Source organism: Thermonema rossianum DSM 10300, assembly GCF_000426825.1.
GTDB lineage: Bacteria > Bacteroidota > Bacteroidia > Cytophagales > Thermonemataceae > Thermonema > Thermonema rossianum.
Genome location: NZ_AUGC01000011.1, coordinates 104,366 through 120,612 on the forward strand (window position 1 = coordinate 104,366; position 16,247 = coordinate 120,612).

Below are 16,247 nucleotides of genomic sequence, written 5' to 3' on the forward strand. Positions count from 1 at the left end.
TATTAAGGGTGCTCTATGCGGCTTACTTGCACGCTTCCTTGCAAGTGGCGTGTCACTTCGAAGCGCCCGTGTGTAGAAGGGGCTTGCTGAAAAGCCTGCTGCAGCAGGCAGGCCACGGCTTCTTGGTTACCTTCGAAATAGGCAGTGAGCAAGGGAATGATTTGGCGGTTGAGAACACGCAGAAAATTGAAATTCTGATTGCTTTGCAGGAAAAAAGTGTGCCCTATCAAAAAATATTCACCTTTCTTGCGCAGCAGCTCTTGGTTGAGTGCCCATAAAAAGTCGCTGTAAGCCACACTACTGAGGTCATAGCGGGGGGTGAGCTCCACCAGCTCAAAATAGCGCGCATACAGAGCCATCTGTTGCCATGCCTGGCGTATGTCTTCGATGGTGGCTACCAGATACAAGTTGGCAGGCAAGCCCACATATTCGCCTGAAGGAAGGGCTATTTTCAAAGGGTTGGCTTGCCCTATGCGTTTGTCCGGGTCGAAAAGCAAAAGCATCTCACCGAAAAGGTTTTCTATGGAAGTGCGTTCGATGCCTTCCAGCAGCAACACAAAAGACTTGTTCGGCTCTTTTTCGGCACGGCGTGCCAGCCGCAACAAAAAACCGTCTTCCCAAGACTGTGTATGGGGCGAAAAGTGCAGGACCATTTGCTCATAGCCAATGCCTTTGTGCAGAACTAAAAACTCTATTTGCCCGCCCAGGAAGTCGTGCAGCTGCTTCTGCTCCCGTTCGCTCTTGCTAAGGTGTTTGCCGGCCAGCTCCACAGCCAACTTGATGGCTTCGCGTGTTTTGCCGGTGGCAATGGCACCGTAAAAGAGCGTATTCAGGTTATGTATGTTGGGTAAGCGGGGACTGAGCCGGCGTACGACCCGCGGCTTGTTGGGAATAAGGTGCCCTTCAGGGCTTACGCCAAAAGAGCCAAGCTCTTGTTTGTGACTGCGCAAAGCCAAACGCACTTGCTGAATGAGCGCGCTGCTGTCGTCTTTGAATCTTTCGCCTTTAGGCGTCAGCAGCCATTGGGGCAAAACGTTGGTGGTACGTTGGGCAAGCTCTGCTATACACAAATGTGCAAAAGCTTTACGTATTTTATTTTTTACCTGAAGGCGTAATCCATGGTTCCACCACTCGGGCGCCACCGAGTCGGCAACATGCATGCGGTTGATGACCTGCTGCACAATCACCGACGGGCGTTGCAAGCTGCGCCTGTCCTGCATGATACGAAGGATAGGATAGTAGAAATCTTCGATTTTATAGCCCGTGTTCATCTCCATGGCACCACTTGTCTTCCTGTGACTTTAAAAATAGCTAAATATTTTGAACCCGTCGAGTGCGCTGCCCGCAGATTTTTGCAATGACGGAAAATAATCATCTTTCCCGCAGAAAAGCTTAAGAAGAGAAAAATGAAGTTTCCGGCAGGAAGTTTTTTTTATTTTTAGCCTTAGTTTTACCTCATCTCAACCGTAAGACCTATGAAAAATACACGTCTTTTCTTTTTTCTATGTGCCGTGTTGTTGAGTATGCACATATATGCCCGGCAAATAGATGCCCAAGAGGCATTAAGCAAAGCGGGTCACCAATTCTTTATTGAAAACAAAGGGCAATGGCCTGCGGAAGTCTTGTACCTGACCCGCATGGGCGGATTGGACGTATGGATTACCAAACGAGGTGTGAATTATACCTTCTACCGGTTGGATAAGAAGGAAAGCCTTCGCATGCAAAGCGCAGAACAGTCACGCGGTAAGTTTGACCACAACCCGGAAGATTACACCCTGTTGGGGCACCGTGTGTTGATGGATTATCTGGGCGCCAACCCCCAGCCTGCTGTGGAAGGCAGAGAAAAGCAGAGTGCTTATTACAATTACTTTATTGGCAATGACCCTGCCAAACATGCAAGCAATGTGGCTTTATACAAAGAAGTGCTTGTAAAAGACCTGTATCCGGGTATAGACATACGTTACTATTTTGATAAGGGCTATTTGCGGTATGATTACGTAGTACACCCCGGTGCTGACCCTTCAATTATACAGATTAAGCTACGCGGGCAATACGATGCTTATGTAAAAGGCAAAGATTTGATTTACACTACCCGTTTTGGCGAAGTGCAGATAAGCGACTTATACACTTACCAGGGCAGTAAAACCATAGAAAGCCGCTTTGAGAAAAAGGGTGAAGTATGGCAAATAGCATTAGGCAGCTATGACAAAACGCAAGTCTTAATTATAGACCCCTTAATATATTCCACCTATCTCGGGGGAGGCAGTAAGGATAAAGGCATGGGCATTGCCGTAGATGCCGCCGGAAATGCTTATGTAACGGGATGTACAGCGTCGGCTATCAGTTATGAGGTGACGCCCGGTGCCTTTCAGAATGAGTATAGTGGAGGAGGTCTTGATGCATTTGTCACGAAACTGAACGCTACGGGCACGGGGTTGGTATATTCCACCTACCTCGGGGGAGTCAAGAATGATGTAGGCGGTGGCATAGCCGTAGATGCTGCCGGCAATGTGTATGTGACGGGATGGACAAATTCTACCGATTACCCTGTGACACCCCGTGCCTTTCAGACTACGTATGAAGGTAGAAGAGAATATTATGATGATGTATTTGTCACGAAACTGAACGCTACGGGCACGGCCTTGGTGTATTCCACCTATATCGGGGGAGTCGGGAATGATGAAGGCAGCGGCATAGCCGTAGATGCTGCCGGGAATGCCTATGTGACGGGATGGACAAATTCTGACGATTACGATACTACCCCTGGTGCTTTCCAAACCACGCATGGCGGGAGATATGATAATAGGGATGTTTTTGTTACAAAACTCAACCCTACGGGCACGAGGTTGGTATATTCCACCTACCTCGGGGGAGTCAAGAATGATATAGGCGGTGGCATAGCCGTAGACGCTGCCGGCAATGTGTATGTGACGGGATGGACAAACTCTACCAATTACCCTGTGACGCGCGGTGCTTTTCAGACTAAGAAGAAAGGGAGAGGTTATGGTGACGCATTTGTCACGAAACTGAACGCTACGGGCACGGCCTTGCTATATTCCACCTACATTGGAGGCAGAGAGGGAGATGGTGGTTATGGCATAGCCGTAGATGCCAGTGGGAATGCCTACGTGACAGGAGCGACAAATTCTACCAATTACCCTGTGACGCGCGGTGCTTTTCAGACATGGAAAGGTAGAGGATATTATGATGTATATGATGTATTTGTCACGAAACTGAACGCTACGGGCACGGCCTTGGTGTATTCCACCTACATTGGAGGCAGAGAGGGAGATAGAGGCAATGGCATAGCCGTAGATGCTGCCGGGAATGCTTACGTGACGGGAGAGACAAATTGTACTGATTATGATGTAACGCCCGGTGCATTCCAATCTACGTACGGGGGAAGTGGTGATGCTTTTGTAATCAAACTGGACTGTAAGTGATACATCACGCAAGGCATTGAGCGTAGCCGGAATGAACGCTTCCCTTTAAATAGCTATAAAACAGACTGTCTTTTTGGGGCAGTCTGTTTTATAATAAAAGCGAACTTGTAGTTTAAATAGCAAATGCAACCCCCATCTGCCGGACTGGCTACGCTTTTCCCCGTAATTATTGAAACAAACCGGCAATGCGCCGTATGATACGCTCTTCTTTTTCCTTTTGCCGCTCGTAGTGCTCCAAGGGAAAGGGGAGTTGCTTTCCTTCTTCTGCTGACCTTAGGTCGTGGCAGGCACGCCGGTAACACTCTACCCGCAATTGCCATTCTTGTTGTACGGCGCGCAGCATCTGCAGCCGCTTCTTTTTCTGAGTGGTGTCTATTGAGGCCTCTACCAATTGCCGGCGGGCAGCCTCTATTTTGGCACTTATTTCAAGAATCAGTGATTGTATGTCGTTCATAACTACTCTTTTTTATAAAGACAAACACAGAACCGCTGCTTTTCTTTCAACATTGATAAAAGTCATTTGCCGTTGACACTTCTTCTGCTACTTTTGAAGTACATCGACAGGATAACAATGGCAAAGCTACGATTTTTAGTCGCAACTGATTTTTCTGCTGTGGCACAAAATGCACTGCTTTATGCCCTGGAGCTTGCCAAGTTCTTGCGGGCAGAGGTGAGCGTGCTGCATGCGTGGCATGTGCCGGTGGCAGCACTGGGCGAAGGCATGGCTTTTGACCCGCTTTCGGTTGAGGCTTTGGAAGAGGAAGCACGGCAGAAAATGGAAACAGAGGTAAAGGCGTTGTGTGCTCAATACCCATCAGTGAACGTGTCTTTTATTTTGCGACGGGCCTTTGTGGTGGAAGCAATAAAGGATTTTGTTTTGGAACAACCACATGATCTTTTGATTGTAGGCACGCGTGGTGGTGGGGCGCTGGACAGATGGCTGGGCACAGTTACCACTACTTTGATAGATGAAATCAAAGATATGCCTGTGTTGGCGGTTCCGCCGCAGGCTGCTTTCCGGGGCGTATTTCATATTGCTTTTGCCACCGACTGCCGGCAAGTTGATATCAACAAAGCCGGTATGCGTTTGATAAAATACATAGCCGAACGCTTCGATGCCGCCATTCACATCATACACGTGAAAAAGCCTGAAAAAGAGCTGACACCCGAAAAAGAAGAAGCCATCGTACTATTGGACCGATACTTCCAAAAATACCGCCACGACTACCATTTGGAAGAAGCAGAATCGCCGGAAGAAGCCATTGAACGTTATGTGCAGGCACATAATATAGACTGGCTGGTAATGATTCCGCATCAACAATCTGTGTTTAAACGCTTGTTCGATAAAAGTCATACGCGCCGGATGCTCTTTAAGACAGAAGTCCCTTTATTGAGCATCCATGCGTAAGACAAAGCTGCAATAGCACTTTCCATATAGTGAGGATACATGAAACAACGGGGGCACCTTGTGCTTCCGCTGTTTTTTTATGCTTCGTTGAACCAAGCATCGAAATCGATGGATGCATGCCGCTCGAAGCGGGCGTATAAATGTCCGTTGGCAATAGACAACGGCAGCGGCACATTGTTATGATAAAGCTGCCCTGTACCCAAGCCCTGTGGCAGAGCCGGTGCAAAAGTAGCCGTCCACTGACTGATGGCATTCAGGCCTACGTTGGCTTCCAGCGCTGAGGTAGCCCACCAGCCGGTTCCCGTCAGTTTGGCGGCTTGTATCCATTCATCTGCTGCCTGAAGTCCACCCACCAAGCCGGGCTTTAAGATGATGTAAGGAGGTCGTATATGTTTTAATAAGCGCGTCTTTTCTTCTTTCGTGTGAACGCCTATCAGCTCTTCGTCCAGTGCAATAGCTACCGGGCTCACTTCGCATAAGTGTGCCATGGCATCCCACTGACCGGGGCGAATGGGCTGCTCTATGGAGTGCACTTCGAGGGCTGCAAGGGCTTCGAGTACGGGCATGACTTCTTCTGCACCGAAGGCACCGTTGGCATCCACGCGCAGCGTAAGAGCATCGGCAGGGAAGCGTTGCCGCAGTTCACGTAGCAAACCCAACTCTTTTTCCACCTCCAAGGCTCCTATTTTCATCTTGATACAGCGGAAGCCCTGTTGCAGCTTCTCTTCTATTTGTTTTTGCATGAAATCGAGGTCGCCCATCCATACCAAGCCATTGATGGGAATGCCTTGTTGCCCGTGCACAAAAGGCGTATCGAACAGGATGAAAGGATGCTTACTCCACAAGCTGCGTAGTGCTGTTTCCACACCGAAACGCAGGGAGGGGAAATTGGGGGGGCAGTGTTGTGCCAGCCATTCCAAAGCAGCAGATAGCGAGTCGAAAGAGGCCCGGCATAGGGCCTTGAGAAGAGCATGGGCTTGAGCAGGAAGCGCCGGCGTATCGTCGGGGCTGAGCTTTGGCACGGGAGCAGCCTCACCAATGCCTCGTCGCCCCTGTTCGTCGGTAAGCACAATAAAGTAAGAGGTTTTTTGCGTGAGATACCCTCTCGAGGTACCGGCTTTGAATTTAAAGTGCAGCGTATAGGGAATCAGTTGATAGCGCATGTTCTGGCGGTTTAGGTGAAAGCAAAGTTGCGAAATGATAAAAAAATGCCCAAGCCGGCAAAGAAAGTACTATAAAATTGATTTTTTTCAATAAAACTTTGCATATTAGCCATACTAAAACAAGCAAGCATCATGATAGATAAAACTGTACACGACTTAGATGCCCTGATTGCACAGATTCCCGACGGGGCTACCCTTATGTTGGGCGGCTTTGGCTTATGCGGCATTCCCGAGCATTGCATCGCTGCTTTGGCACGCAGTGGTGTGAAAGATTTGGTTTGCATATCGAACAATGCCGGTGTGGACGATTTCGGTATAGGCATCTTGCTCAAGAACAGGCAAGTACGTAAGATGATTTCTTCTTATGTAGGTGAAAATAAGGAGTTCGAACGTCAGCTGTTGAGTGGCGAGCTGGAAGTAGAACTCATCCCACAAGGCACTTTGGCAGAGCGCATTCGCGCCGGCGGTGCCGGCATACCGGCATTTTTCACGCCGGCAGGCGTAGGCACCGAAGTAGCCGAAGGCAAAGAAGTGCGTGAGTTCGACGGAAAGCTCTACCTGATGGAGCGTTGGTTGCGTGCCGATTATGCCCTGGTCAAAGCTTGGAAAGGCGATACCATGGGCAACCTCATCTACAAAGGGACTGCCCGTAACTTCAACCCTATGATGGCAGCGGCAGGCAAAATTACCATTGCCGAAGTAGAAGAGCTGGTGCCCGCCGGCGAGTTGGATCCCAATGAAATCCATACGCCCGGTATTTATGTGCAGCATATCTATCACGGCAAAAATTATGAAAAGCGCATCGAGCGCCGCACCGTACGTCCACGCAATGCATAACTCAAAACCCAGCGAAATTATGGCTCTGACAAAAGAACAAATAGCTCAAAGAATAGCCCGCGAACTACAAGACGGCTTTTATGTGAATTTAGGCATTGGCATTCCTACCTTGGTTGCCAACTACATACCCGAAGGCATCCATGTGGTGTTGCAATCGGAAAATGGCTTGCTGGGCATGGGGCCCTATCCCTATGAAGGGGAGGAAGACCCGGACCTTATCAATGCCGGTAAAGAGACGGTTACCATGGTGCCCGGCGCTGCCCTGTTCAGCTCTGCCGAAAGTTTTGCCATGATTCGAGGGGGGCATATCGACTTGACTGTGCTGGGTGCCATGGAGGTGTCGGAAAACGGCGATATTGCCAACTGGAAAATTCCCGGTAAGATGGTAAAGGGCATGGGCGGCGCCATGGACTTGGTGGCTTCCGCCAAAAATATCATTGTGGCCATGCAGCATACCACCAAAACCGGCGAATCGAAGCTGTTGAAAAAGTGCACCTTGCCGCTTACGGGCGTGCGCTGCGTGAAAAAGGTAGTTACGGACTTGGCTGTTTTGGATATTTTGCCGGAAGGTGGTTTCCTCTTAAAAGAACGGGCCCCTGGTGTAAGTGTTGATTATATACGCCAAGCAACTGAAGGAAAACTGATTGTGGAAGGCGAAGTGCCCGAAATGCAGTTCTGACAACCCATCGAACACCAACCAGGAAAAATCTTACATGCCGGTGAGAGAACGCACCGGCATGTTTGCATTTAGTTGCTCACGGTAGCCACCATTTTATCCGGTGAGATAGGCTTGGTAATATAGCCTCTTACAAGCCGGTATGTTTCGGCTTTTCGTTGGTCTTCTATGTCTATAGAAGAACTAAGCATGTAAATTTGAAGAGCATTTTTGATGTCGCCGGGCAGTTGCTCGACCGCATCCAGAAATTCCCATCCGTTCATTTCCGGCATATTGATATCCAAAAAGATGGCATCGGGGAGGCGTTCTGCAGACTGAAGGTATTCAAGTGCTTCCAGGGCACGAGTGAATGTGATTACTTGGGCACCTGTTACTTTCTGAATAATGGTAGCGCTAATCAAATTGCTGATTTCATCATCATCAATGAGGCAATATACGGGAGTTGAACTCATAGTAGTCAGGCTTTGTGAGTCATGAGAATTTCACTACTCAAAAAACGAAATTTTATTTTTAAATGTCTCACCAAAAGCATGAAAAATATTACAAGAGTGCCCGTGTCTTTAAAAAATGTTTAAAATCCCTTGAAAAGGCGGCTCTTGCAAGGGAGGCGCCGGATAGAGCCAGCGACGTGGCGCCCAGCTGTCTTCGAGGCGGCTTAAATCCAAATCCGGCGAAAAATACAAGCTGCTGGGGCGCCCGTTGAGGGTTACATACACCTCGGCACGCACGATGGGATCGGCAACCCCTTGTTTTTCGTAATAATCATGCAGGTAGTGGGCAAACTGAAGAATCAAATCGGGCTGCATGGCCATTTGCTTTTCTTGGTGCGTATTTAAAAACTCGCGGTTGTCGATGACCCACTCATGCCCACTTTGGCGGTCACGCACAAAAAAAGTAGCAGTACCGGCTTTTTCTATGAGCATCACGCGCCAAGAAAAGCGAAAACCGTCTTCGTTCCAGAACAGGTTTCCCGGATAAAGCAAATAGCGCCAAGGGAAAAGCACTTGAAAACACACAAACAATGCCCAGAAAGCATATTGCAGGCGGGGAAAAGAGGCCGGGCGAAATGCCTGTGTAGCTACTTGCCAGCCGGGCAGGTAGCGCTGCCACAGCCTTTCGTGCCACTCCGAAGAGAAAAACACCAACACCGAAGCACTCATAATGAGCGGAAACATGCCTATTTGAAACAGATAGCCGGTTACGCCGTGAAAGAACAATACCACTATGTAGGCAAAGGGGCGTGTGCGCCTGTTGAGCAAGAAGAAGGGAATCAGTGTGTCGTAGAGCATGCCTGCCCAGCTGAACACATAAGCAGTGAGCGGGTAGTTGAAGGCGGGACCCAGCAGCGGCATGTCGTTGTGAGCAGGCAGCCAAATACGCAAAGGCAGGGCATGCAACAACCACTCATCGTTGATTTTTGCCACACCGGCATAAAAATAGACCATGGCCAGCAAGAAACGCACAATACCTACTTGCCAGCGTTCTACATAGCGCACTGCCTGCACTTTGCCCAAGCGGGCATCGAGCGAATAATTGTAATGCGCCGGCAAAAATATCATGACGAAAGACACCAGACTCACAAAATAGTAGTGGTTCAAATAATAGGTGATGTCGATGAGTTCGGTGTAGGTAAAACATAGAAAAAACAAAACAGCCGACAGGCGGTAGCGATACCCCAAAGCCATGCCCAAGGCGGCAAGCAGCATCAGCCCATGGATGGCATACAGTGCCCACGCGGGTGCCGGTTCTATCCATTCAAAGCCAAAATAATGAAAGTGCAGTTTAGGTGCTATGTAATGGTCGTACACCCAGCCCATCCACAGAAAGCGCAGGGTGCTGATAAACATGGCAACGCCAAAGATGAAACGAAAAGTAGCCAGAGGAGCCACGGACACGGGGCGGCTGATAGCATGCCACAGACTTTTTTTTAGCTGCATACAAGTGCTTTATTTTATTCCACACAAGGTTCTGCCAGGGCAGCGGCCAAGCTGTCGAGCTTACGGAAGGCATCGGGGTTGAGTGCTTCGTTGCCCAAACTGTTTTTTAAATCAATGGCATGGGTGAGGCGTTCCTCTTCCAGCTGGCGCAGCACCTGCCACAGGCTGTCGGATTGTGGGGGTGGGGCGGTGGCAAACAGCCGGAGAGTGCGGGTATAACGGCACTGCCAGTCGGCCCATGCCTCGGCGGCACGCTGCTCCGACGAGCAACCGCAAAGTAGAAGAAGAACAAACAGGCTGCCAATGATTTTTCTCATTGCGTTATTGATTTGACTGTTGCAAAAACATACGTATTTTCTTGACCAAAGCTTCATTGATACGCACATAGGACTCGCGCGTCCAGCCGGCTACGTGGGGAGTAAACAACACCTGCGGTAAGGCAAACAGTGCTTCAAGTGTTTGTTTTTGTTCTTCGGTAAGCCGCTCGAACTTTTCACACTCCAGCACATCAAGACAAGCGCCCCGGACAATTCCCTCTTGCAGGGCTTTCAGCAGGTCACGCAATACCACAATTTCACCACGGGCACTATTTACAAAATAAACAGGCTTGCGAAAGCGCTTGAGGTAGTCATAATCTACCAGCCGGCGTGTCTTTTCGGTAAGTGGCAAGTGGATGCTCACGATGTCTGCCTGATCCCATATTTCATCCATGCTTACTTCCATGGCATATTTGTCGGCATAGGCAGTAAGTTTGTGGTCGTAGCAAAGCACCCGGCACTCAAAGCCGCTTAGCTTTTTGGCAAGGGCACGCCCCGTGTTGCCATAACCTATGATAGCCACCGTTTTGCCCCGTATTTCTTCACCACGATTGGCTTCGCGTTGCCATATCCATTGTCTGATTTCCCGGTTTGCCCAACACACTTTATTCATCAGAGCCAGCAGCATGCCTATGACATGCTCGGCAACAGCATCGCGGTTGCCTTCCGGGGCATTGATGATATGTATGTTTTGCCGGCGGGCAGCTACCAGGTCTATATTATCTAAGCCGGAGCCTGCGCGTGCTATCAGCTGCAGGCGTGGGGCAGCCTGAAGAAAACCTGCATCTACAAAGAACTTACTGCGGATAATCAAGCCTTCGTATTGACGGATGACCGATTTGGCTTGCCGGTAGTCTATACCGGGCTCATAGTCGGCTTCTATACCCAAGTCGGCAAGTAAGGGCAAAATAGAGGGATGCATCTCATCCACAATCAAAAAGCGCATAACCAAATTTGTTTTTTATGATGGCTCTTGTGACTGAGATGCAAATTACAAACTTTTGAGCGGCTTTGTTCAATGGCAGTAAGCTAAACCTCCTGCCCGCCCAAAAAAGGAATCCATGCCTCAGAAACGGGCCCTGAAAGGCTGCGCAAAAACATCACAAAAGAAGGGCGGTAGGGTTGGCGACGCAAGGGCATGCCTGCTTCTTCGGGGGTCAGGTCGCCCTTTTTGTTGTTGCAGCGCTTGCAGGCTGTCACCAAGTTGGTCCACGATGACTTGCCGCCACGCGAACGGGGCACTACATGGTCGAGTGTAAGGTCTTGCTTGGCACCACAATATTGGCAGCGGTAGCCGTCGCGGCGGAAAATGTTCTGACGGCTCAGCATTACTCCTTTGTAGGGGATATGCACGTAACGGTGCAGCCGTATGACCAACGGCATGGGGTAGGCATGGTTTACGCTGCGTAACTTCTGCCGTGGATTTTCTTTTACCAGCTCGGCTTTTTGCAGATACAGCAAGATAAACGCCTTTTGTGCCGAGCAGACAGTCAGCGCGCTGTAGTCTTGGTTCAGAATGAGTACCTTGCCCATGGCTTTGCGGTTTTATGTACTCACAATCCGGCTTATATGCGATAAGCGGTGCGAGTAGGTTTGAGTTTGTATATCCAGAATGCCTGTATTGTCGAGCAGGTCAATGCGTACGCAGCCGCGCGCATGAATAATTTTGCGATCTTCGAGCAAGATGCCTACGTGCACAATGCGTTTGTTGCGTTCGAAGAAGGCGATATCGCCGGGCTCGGCTTGCGAAAGGCCATCGAGCATGCGCCCTTGTTCGGCTTGTTGATAAGCGTCGCGCAACAAGCGGTAGCCGGCCATTTTAAAGACCAGCTGCACGAAGCCGGAGCAGTCAATGCCGAAGGGGCTACGCCCACCCCATTGGTAGGGGGCATGCAAAAGCTGCCGGGCAGCTTGCATCACAAAGCCGCGGCTTTTAGGATATTGTGTGTCGTAAATTTCGCCTTGAAAGTGATAATGCTCACCGGCGAGGTAGAGCTTACCGTGCTCGTAAAAAGGCAAGGAGCAGCCTATGGTGACGGGGAACCGCCGCCGGTTGTTGTGCAGGAAATGGCAGATATTGGCCACCACCGGTGCCGGGTGTCTTTGCAGGCGCAAATATTCTTCTTCGGAGATGGCAGCCAGCTGCAGCAGGTCTATCCAGCCTACGTATCCGTCGAAGACATGTTGGATGCGGAGCCATTTTTCGTCGTCCGACATTTCAAGAACAGAGACAACATCGCCAAACAACAGCTGCGATACCTGTTCGCTTCTGTCTGTAGGCTCAGCTCGCAGGGGCACCACGCTGAGCGTGCAGGCTCCATATTTGAAGGGTGGCGTCTTGAATACTTTTGTATTTTAATGTTTTCTAAATCAAGTATAAAACTATTTTGTGAATGATGCAAGTTCCTTTTGTAAAGTTTTTGTTAGCGCCGGGTAAAAGCAAAGAGGCTTCTGAATCGCTTTCGTTCGGCCGGGTACTCTCCTTATCATTTCGAGCGCAGCGAGAAATCTCAATCTCCGCTCCGCTTTGTTCGATATGACAAACATCGAAAACAAAAGCTCCGCAAGGTTTTGAAAACTTACGGAGCTAAGCGAGCTTTGCAGTCAATTTTTATGGGTGTTTACCAGCCCAAAACGTAAGCAAAGATAAGCGGTGCTACAATCGTGGCATCCGACTCTACGATGAATTTGGGCGTGTCTACGGCCAGTTTGCCCCAAGTGATTTTTTCGTTGGGTACAGCACCGGAATAAGAACCGTAGCTTGTTGTGGAGTCAGATATTTGACAGAAGTAAGCCCATACAGGAATGTTTTCCATTTGCAGGTCTTGGTGCAGCATGGGTACCACACAAATGGGGAAGTCGCCGGCAATGCCGCCACCTATTTGGAAGAAGCCGACGCCTTTGCCGCCGCTGTTCTTTTGATACCAGTCAGCCAAAAACATCATGTATTCAATGCCTGACTTCACCACGTCGGGGCGCACGTCGCCTTTGATGCAGTGGGCGGCAAAGATGTTGCCGAGGGTGGAATCTTCCCAGCCGGGTACTACAATCGGCAGGTTTTTTTCGGCTGCGGCTACCATCCAGCTGTCTTTGGGGTCTATTTCGTAGTCGTTTTCCAGTTCGCCGCTCAATATCAGTTGATAAAAGTATTCGTGGGGGAAATAACGTTTGCCTTCTGCTTGTGCTTTTTGCCACAGTTTCAAGATGCGGTCTTCCAGCTTGCGGAAGGCTTCCTCTTCGGGAATACAAGTGTCGGTTACACGGTTCATGCCTCTTTCAAGCAAGGCCTGCTCTTCTTCGGGGGTGAGGTCACGCCAGTTCGGAATGCGCTCATAGTGGTTGTGAGCCACCAGGTTCATAACATCTTCTTCGAGGTTGGCACCGGTGCAGGAGATGATGGCTACTTTGTCTTGGCGTATCATTTCAGCCAAGGACTTGCCCAGCTCGGCGGTACTCATTGCCCCCGCCAAGGAGATAAGCATTTTTCCACCTTCGTCGATGTGCTTCTTGTAAGCACGGGCAGCGTCTTTCAGAGCGGCTGCATTGAAATGCAAATAATGTTTTTCGATAAAATCGGTGATTGCTCCCATAGTTTTCGTTTTTTAAAAGTATTTAAAGGAAGTGAAGATAAGCTAAGCTAATTGGAAAGAGTGAGTAAAAACTGCATGGTGTCTATGCCATCGGCATAATCGTTCAGGCGTGGGGTTTGGGCTTGCCCAAAAGGAATGGTACCGGGAAAATGACCTGCGCGACTCAAGATGCATTGAATGGCATCTGCCTGCTTATTCAGATCTTCCTGCAGTGCGGCGGCATCGTCATAGTATTCGTAATGCAGAACAGCCACCGGAGAGGCAATCTCGGGGGCTTCGCGCAGCAGCAAAAAGCCATTGTCCATGTGTGCGACAGGCTTCACCAAGAAGACGGCTTTGTTGTACTCGTAGTTATTGGCATATTTGTGATGGTTAATGATGTCGCGATAAGGCTCTATGCCTTCAAAGAAGGCTTCGAAGTCATAGCCTCTTGGCACATATACTTTTGACACATTGCGGCATCCCAAACCAAAATAGCGGAAAATATCCTTGCCCAACTCCATGAAGTCTTCGGGCGTTTCTTTACCGTCGATGACAGCCACGGCATTGCGATGTCCACGCAAGATATGGGGCTTTTTGCCGAAGTAGTGCTTGAAATACCGGTTGGAGTGGTTGCTGCCGGTAGCAATATAGGCAGCAGCCTGATTGATGAATTCGGGTAATTCTATAAAGTCTTTGAAGGCGGGTTCTATGCGGCAAAGTTGTTCAATAAGGTAGCGCATGAGTACCTCGTCATCACTGCTGAGCTTGGCTAAGAGCTTGTGCCCGCTTAATAGCACACACAGCAAGTCGTGAAAGCCTACTGCCGGTATGTTGCCGGCCATTACCACGCCCACAGGCAGGGCAGGGCGTGCTTGCTCGAGCAACGGCAGGTAGGGTTGTAGCCATGTTTGCAAAGCAGTAGCATCGAGGTATTGTTCCAAGGCGCGGAGCGCAAAGTCCAAGTTCTCGGGAGTAAACCAAGGGTTGCGGGCTTCTATACTTTGAAAAAGAGTGCTTTTCTCAGTACCGGATAGGTTTTTCAAATGTTGCCCCAGCTGCACAAAGGCTTCTACACGCCGGGCTAAGGTTAGGGTTGTTGGTTGGGTGTTCATGCTCATGGATAAAATACGTAAAGAATCGTTACCGGCAAAGTTACAGCATTATTCTTATTTTGATGGAAGCGTATGCTTTCTTCTGCTGCGAAAAAGCCTGTTTGTTTGCGGTGGCTTTTCCGGTAGTGCAGCTCATGAATAAAAAAAGCTTCCCTTCATGAAGGGAAGCTTTTTTGTTGTTTTTGGTGACCCGTACGGGACTCGAACCCGTGTTTCCACCGTGAAAGGGTGGCGTCCTAGACCGCTAGACGAACGGGCCATTGCCCTGATTGACGATGCAAATATACGGCAAGTGGTTTCAATAATCCAAACATAAAAGCGAAAAAATTTTTATGCCTATAGTTGGTTTGAGAGTTATTTTATAGACTACCAGTTAATTATGTGAATTGACTTCGATCGTTTCAATATCCAAAGGTGAAGGGGGGCGTACAAAGTTAGAAGGGGCATACGGGTTGTAGCAGAATAACGAATTGAGGGAGGTGATTCCCAGTAATTGTTTTACATATTGAGGGGATATGCCATATCTCAACAAGTGAATTGCAAAACTGTAACGCAATAGACGTGGCGAAACTTCTTTTCTTACCCCCGCTTTCGCTGCTGCTGCTTTGATACTTTTCTGAATGCTTCGCGCTGAACATCTTTCGTGTTTCTGGTTTTCAAACAGATATTTTTTCGGAAGATATGTTTGACAGTATCTTATCAAATCATTTATAGCTTTTTTAGGGATAGGAACAGAGCGCGGATAGCTACCGCTTTGTATATGCAATTCTTGCTTCTTAAAATCTATATCATCTATTTTTAACTCTATCAGTTCCTTTAGGCGTATTCCTGTTCCATAAAGAAACAATATTATGCAACGTTGCTTTAAACTGTTTGCACACAAAAGCATTGCTTCTATCTCTGCTTGGCTAATCACAGGTGGAGTGCTTTTATGTCGAATCTTATAACTGGTGCAGATGCATAGATTCCTTTTGTATCTAAGCTTGAAAAAACAGATAATTGCTCTTCTTAATTGCCTTATATAGGAGGGAGAGTACTTTTTTCTTTCTAATAAAGAAAGAATATAAGCTTCAATTTCGCTATCGGTTATCGTACTGATACTTTTATGTCGAAATGCTGTAAGAAACTTGCTTAGGCAACAACAGTATGCCCTAATGGTGGCAGGAGCATATTTTAATGCTTTGAGTTGCTGTCTAAATTGAATAACATCAGAAAAGTTTAATAAGTCATTCATAACATGTTCGCAATAACACTTCTTATCCTACAAAAATAAAAGGAGTAGATGTAGCAAGCCAAATAACATAAGGCTTTATCCTTGTTTTTTGTGCATTTTTATAAAGCGAACTTTTGGTCTTTGGGCACAGAATACAAAGTATATTTGTGAGTCAACAAGCTTTTGTTTAACCTCAAAAAATCTAAACAAATGAAAACTTTAAATACCTCAATCTCTTTAATGCTACTCTTTCTTTTGGGAAGTGTAGGACTCATGAAGGCACAGGTCCTTGTTAAGTTGGAAACATTAGGTGATTTAAAATCTTACAAACAGGTTCAATTTAGGAATGTTCAAACCGGGGAGTACATTATTTCGTGGAATGATCCTCGCGGGGGTGGTGTTTTGGAGTCTTCGCAGAAGCCGGATGACAAAGGTTTTCGCTTTTATCAGGCAGCGAATGCTGCACCGGGCAACTGTGAGATTAAGCGTATAGGTTGGGATGCGTTTAATTGGTCTGCTTATCCTAAGTTTATTGCGGTTAATCATGCCAAGCGTATTCCTAATACTAC

17 protein-coding genes, 1 tRNA gene and 1 pseudogene are annotated in these 16,247 nt (G+C 48.3%); 5 read left to right on the forward strand and 14 right to left on the reverse strand.

Going from position 1 to position 16,247, the window contains the following annotated elements; genetic code table 11:
• Positions 1-2: 2 nt before the first annotated feature.
• A complete protein-coding gene (locus K384_RS09000) occupies positions 3-1,277 on the reverse strand; it encodes a 5-methylcytosine-specific restriction endonuclease subunit McrB (RefSeq protein ID WP_038031553.1) in 1,275 nt (424 codons plus the stop codon).
• 198 nt (positions 1,278-1,475) lie between these two features.
• Here K384_RS09000 and K384_RS13425 point away from each other — a divergent pair, with 198 nt between their 5' ends.
• Entirely contained in the window at positions 1,476-3,443 is a 1,968-nt protein-coding gene (locus K384_RS13425) for a DUF7948 domain-containing protein (RefSeq protein WP_051633277.1), read from the forward strand.
• Positions 3,444-3,609: 166 nt separating this feature from the next.
• On the opposite strand, the gene K384_RS09010 is transcribed toward K384_RS13425, so the two are convergent.
• Complete coding sequence (locus tag K384_RS09010; RefSeq protein WP_038031555.1) at positions 3,610-3,897, reverse strand: hypothetical protein; 288 nt, start codon at positions 3,895-3,897, stop codon at positions 3,610-3,612.
• Positions 3,898-4,014: 117 nt separating this feature from the next.
• Between K384_RS09010 and K384_RS09015 the strand changes: the two genes are divergently transcribed.
• Positions 4,015-4,851 carry a universal stress protein gene (locus K384_RS09015; protein WP_084147180.1) on the forward strand — a complete coding sequence of 279 codons (837 nt, stop codon included), beginning with the start codon at positions 4,015-4,017 and terminating at the stop codon, positions 4,849-4,851.
• Positions 4,852-4,928: 77 nt separating this feature from the next.
• On the opposite strand, the gene K384_RS09020 is transcribed toward K384_RS09015, so the two are convergent.
• Positions 4,929-6,014, reverse strand: a complete 1,086-nt coding sequence (locus tag K384_RS09020; RefSeq protein WP_211245241.1) for an o-succinylbenzoate synthase — start codon at positions 6,012-6,014, stop codon at positions 4,929-4,931.
• A 132-nt stretch (positions 6,015-6,146) separates the two neighbouring features.
• On the opposite strand from K384_RS09020, the gene K384_RS09025 reads away from it, so the two are divergent.
• Together K384_RS09025 and K384_RS09030 are read left to right on the forward strand one after the other, a co-directional pair.
• Positions 6,147-6,851: a CoA transferase subunit A gene (locus tag K384_RS09025; protein ID WP_038031558.1), complete on the forward strand. Its 705-nt coding sequence runs from the start codon at positions 6,147-6,149 to the stop codon at positions 6,849-6,851.
• 19 nt (positions 6,852-6,870) lie between these two features.
• Positions 6,871-7,530: a CoA transferase subunit B gene (locus K384_RS09030; RefSeq protein WP_038031560.1), complete on the forward strand. Its 660-nt coding sequence runs from the start codon at positions 6,871-6,873 to the stop codon at positions 7,528-7,530.
• Positions 7,531-7,598: 68 nt separating this feature from the next.
• Here the strand turns inward: K384_RS09030 and K384_RS09035 are convergent, their stop codons facing one another.
• The 11 genes and pseudogenes from K384_RS09035 to K384_RS14010 form a co-directional block, all read right to left on the reverse strand.
• A complete protein-coding gene (locus K384_RS09035) occupies positions 7,599-7,979 on the reverse strand; it encodes a response regulator (protein WP_038031562.1) in 381 nt (126 codons plus the stop codon).
• 108 nt (positions 7,980-8,087) lie between these two features.
• Positions 8,088-9,464, reverse strand: coding sequence for an HTTM domain-containing protein (locus K384_RS09040; RefSeq protein WP_038031564.1), 1,377 nt, complete (start codon positions 9,462-9,464; stop codon positions 8,088-8,090).
• A 14-nt stretch (positions 9,465-9,478) separates the two neighbouring features.
• Positions 9,479-9,781 (reverse strand): hypothetical protein, encoded by a 303-nt coding sequence (locus tag K384_RS09045; RefSeq protein ID WP_038031566.1) that lies wholly within the window; start codon positions 9,779-9,781, stop codon positions 9,479-9,481.
• Positions 9,782-9,785: 4 nt separating this feature from the next.
• On the reverse strand, positions 9,786-10,727 hold the full coding sequence (locus tag K384_RS09050; protein ID WP_038031568.1) for an NAD(P)-dependent oxidoreductase: 942 nt from the start codon (positions 10,725-10,727) through the stop codon (positions 9,786-9,788).
• Positions 10,728-10,810: 83 nt separating this feature from the next.
• Positions 10,811-11,314 (reverse strand): HNH endonuclease, encoded by a 504-nt coding sequence (locus tag K384_RS09055; protein ID WP_038031570.1) that lies wholly within the window; start codon positions 11,312-11,314, stop codon positions 10,811-10,813.
• 12 nt (positions 11,315-11,326) lie between these two features.
• Positions 11,327-12,082, reverse strand: coding sequence for a C40 family peptidase (locus K384_RS09060; RefSeq protein ID WP_038031572.1), 756 nt, complete (start codon positions 12,080-12,082; stop codon positions 11,327-11,329).
• A gap of 320 nt (positions 12,083-12,402) precedes the next feature.
• A complete protein-coding gene (locus K384_RS09065; protein WP_038031574.1) occupies positions 12,403-13,371 on the reverse strand; it encodes a deoxyhypusine synthase family protein in 969 nt (322 codons plus the stop codon).
• A gap of 47 nt (positions 13,372-13,418) precedes the next feature.
• Positions 13,419-14,465, reverse strand: coding sequence for an acyl-CoA reductase (locus tag K384_RS09070; RefSeq protein ID WP_038031616.1), 1,047 nt, complete (start codon positions 14,463-14,465; stop codon positions 13,419-13,421).
• 183 nt (positions 14,466-14,648) lie between these two features.
• Positions 14,649-14,724 (reverse strand) — tRNA-Glu (locus tag K384_RS09075).
• A 114-nt stretch (positions 14,725-14,838) separates the two neighbouring features.
• Complete coding sequence (locus tag K384_RS14005) at positions 14,839-15,381, reverse strand: tyrosine-type recombinase/integrase (protein WP_456243267.1); 543 nt, start codon at positions 15,379-15,381, stop codon at positions 14,839-14,841.
• Between the two features lie 63 nt (positions 15,382-15,444).
• Positions 15,445-15,699: pseudogene (locus tag K384_RS14010) on the reverse strand (phage integrase N-terminal SAM-like domain-containing protein); the annotation flags it as partial.
• 189 nt (positions 15,700-15,888) lie between these two features.
• On the opposite strand from K384_RS14010, the gene K384_RS09085 reads away from it, so the two are divergent.
• Positions 15,889-16,247: hypothetical protein (locus tag K384_RS09085; RefSeq protein ID WP_038031578.1), on the forward strand; the 359-nt coding region annotated here is incomplete at its 3' end.

Coding starts and splice junctions, on each gene's coding strand:
- K384_RS09000 (WP_038031553.1), bottom strand. CDS start 1,277: ATGGAGATGAACACGGGCTATAAAATCGAAGATTTCTACTATCCTATC.
- K384_RS13425 (WP_051633277.1), top strand. CDS start 1,476: ATGAAAAATACACGTCTTTTCTTTTTTCTATGTGCCGTGTTGTTGAGT.
- K384_RS09010 (WP_038031555.1), bottom strand. CDS start 3,897: ATGAACGACATACAATCACTGATTCTTGAAATAAGTGCCAAAATAGAG.
- K384_RS09015 (WP_084147180.1), top strand. CDS start 4,015: ATGGCAAAGCTACGATTTTTAGTCGCAACTGATTTTTCTGCTGTGGCA.
- K384_RS09020 (WP_211245241.1), bottom strand. CDS start 6,014: ATGCGCTATCAACTGATTCCCTATACGCTGCACTTTAAATTCAAAGCC.
- K384_RS09025 (WP_038031558.1), top strand. CDS start 6,147: ATGATAGATAAAACTGTACACGACTTAGATGCCCTGATTGCACAGATT.
- K384_RS09030 (WP_038031560.1), top strand. CDS start 6,871: ATGGCTCTGACAAAAGAACAAATAGCTCAAAGAATAGCCCGCGAACTA.
- K384_RS09035 (WP_038031562.1), bottom strand. CDS start 7,979: ATGAGTTCAACTCCCGTATATTGCCTCATTGATGATGATGAAATCAGC.
- K384_RS09040 (WP_038031564.1), bottom strand. CDS start 9,464: ATGCAGCTAAAAAAAAGTCTGTGGCATGCTATCAGCCGCCCCGTGTCC.
- K384_RS09045 (WP_038031566.1), bottom strand. CDS start 9,781: ATGAGAAAAATCATTGGCAGCCTGTTTGTTCTTCTTCTACTTTGCGGT.
- K384_RS09050 (WP_038031568.1), bottom strand. CDS start 10,727: ATGCGCTTTTTGATTGTGGATGAGATGCATCCCTCTATTTTGCCCTTA.
- K384_RS09055 (WP_038031570.1), bottom strand. CDS start 11,314: ATGGGCAAGGTACTCATTCTGAACCAAGACTACAGCGCGCTGACTGTC.
- K384_RS09065 (WP_038031574.1), bottom strand. CDS start 13,371: ATGGGAGCAATCACCGATTTTATCGAAAAACATTATTTGCATTTCAAT.
- K384_RS09070 (WP_038031616.1), bottom strand. CDS start 14,465: ATGAACACCCAACCAACAACCCTAACCTTAGCCCGGCGTGTAGAAGCC.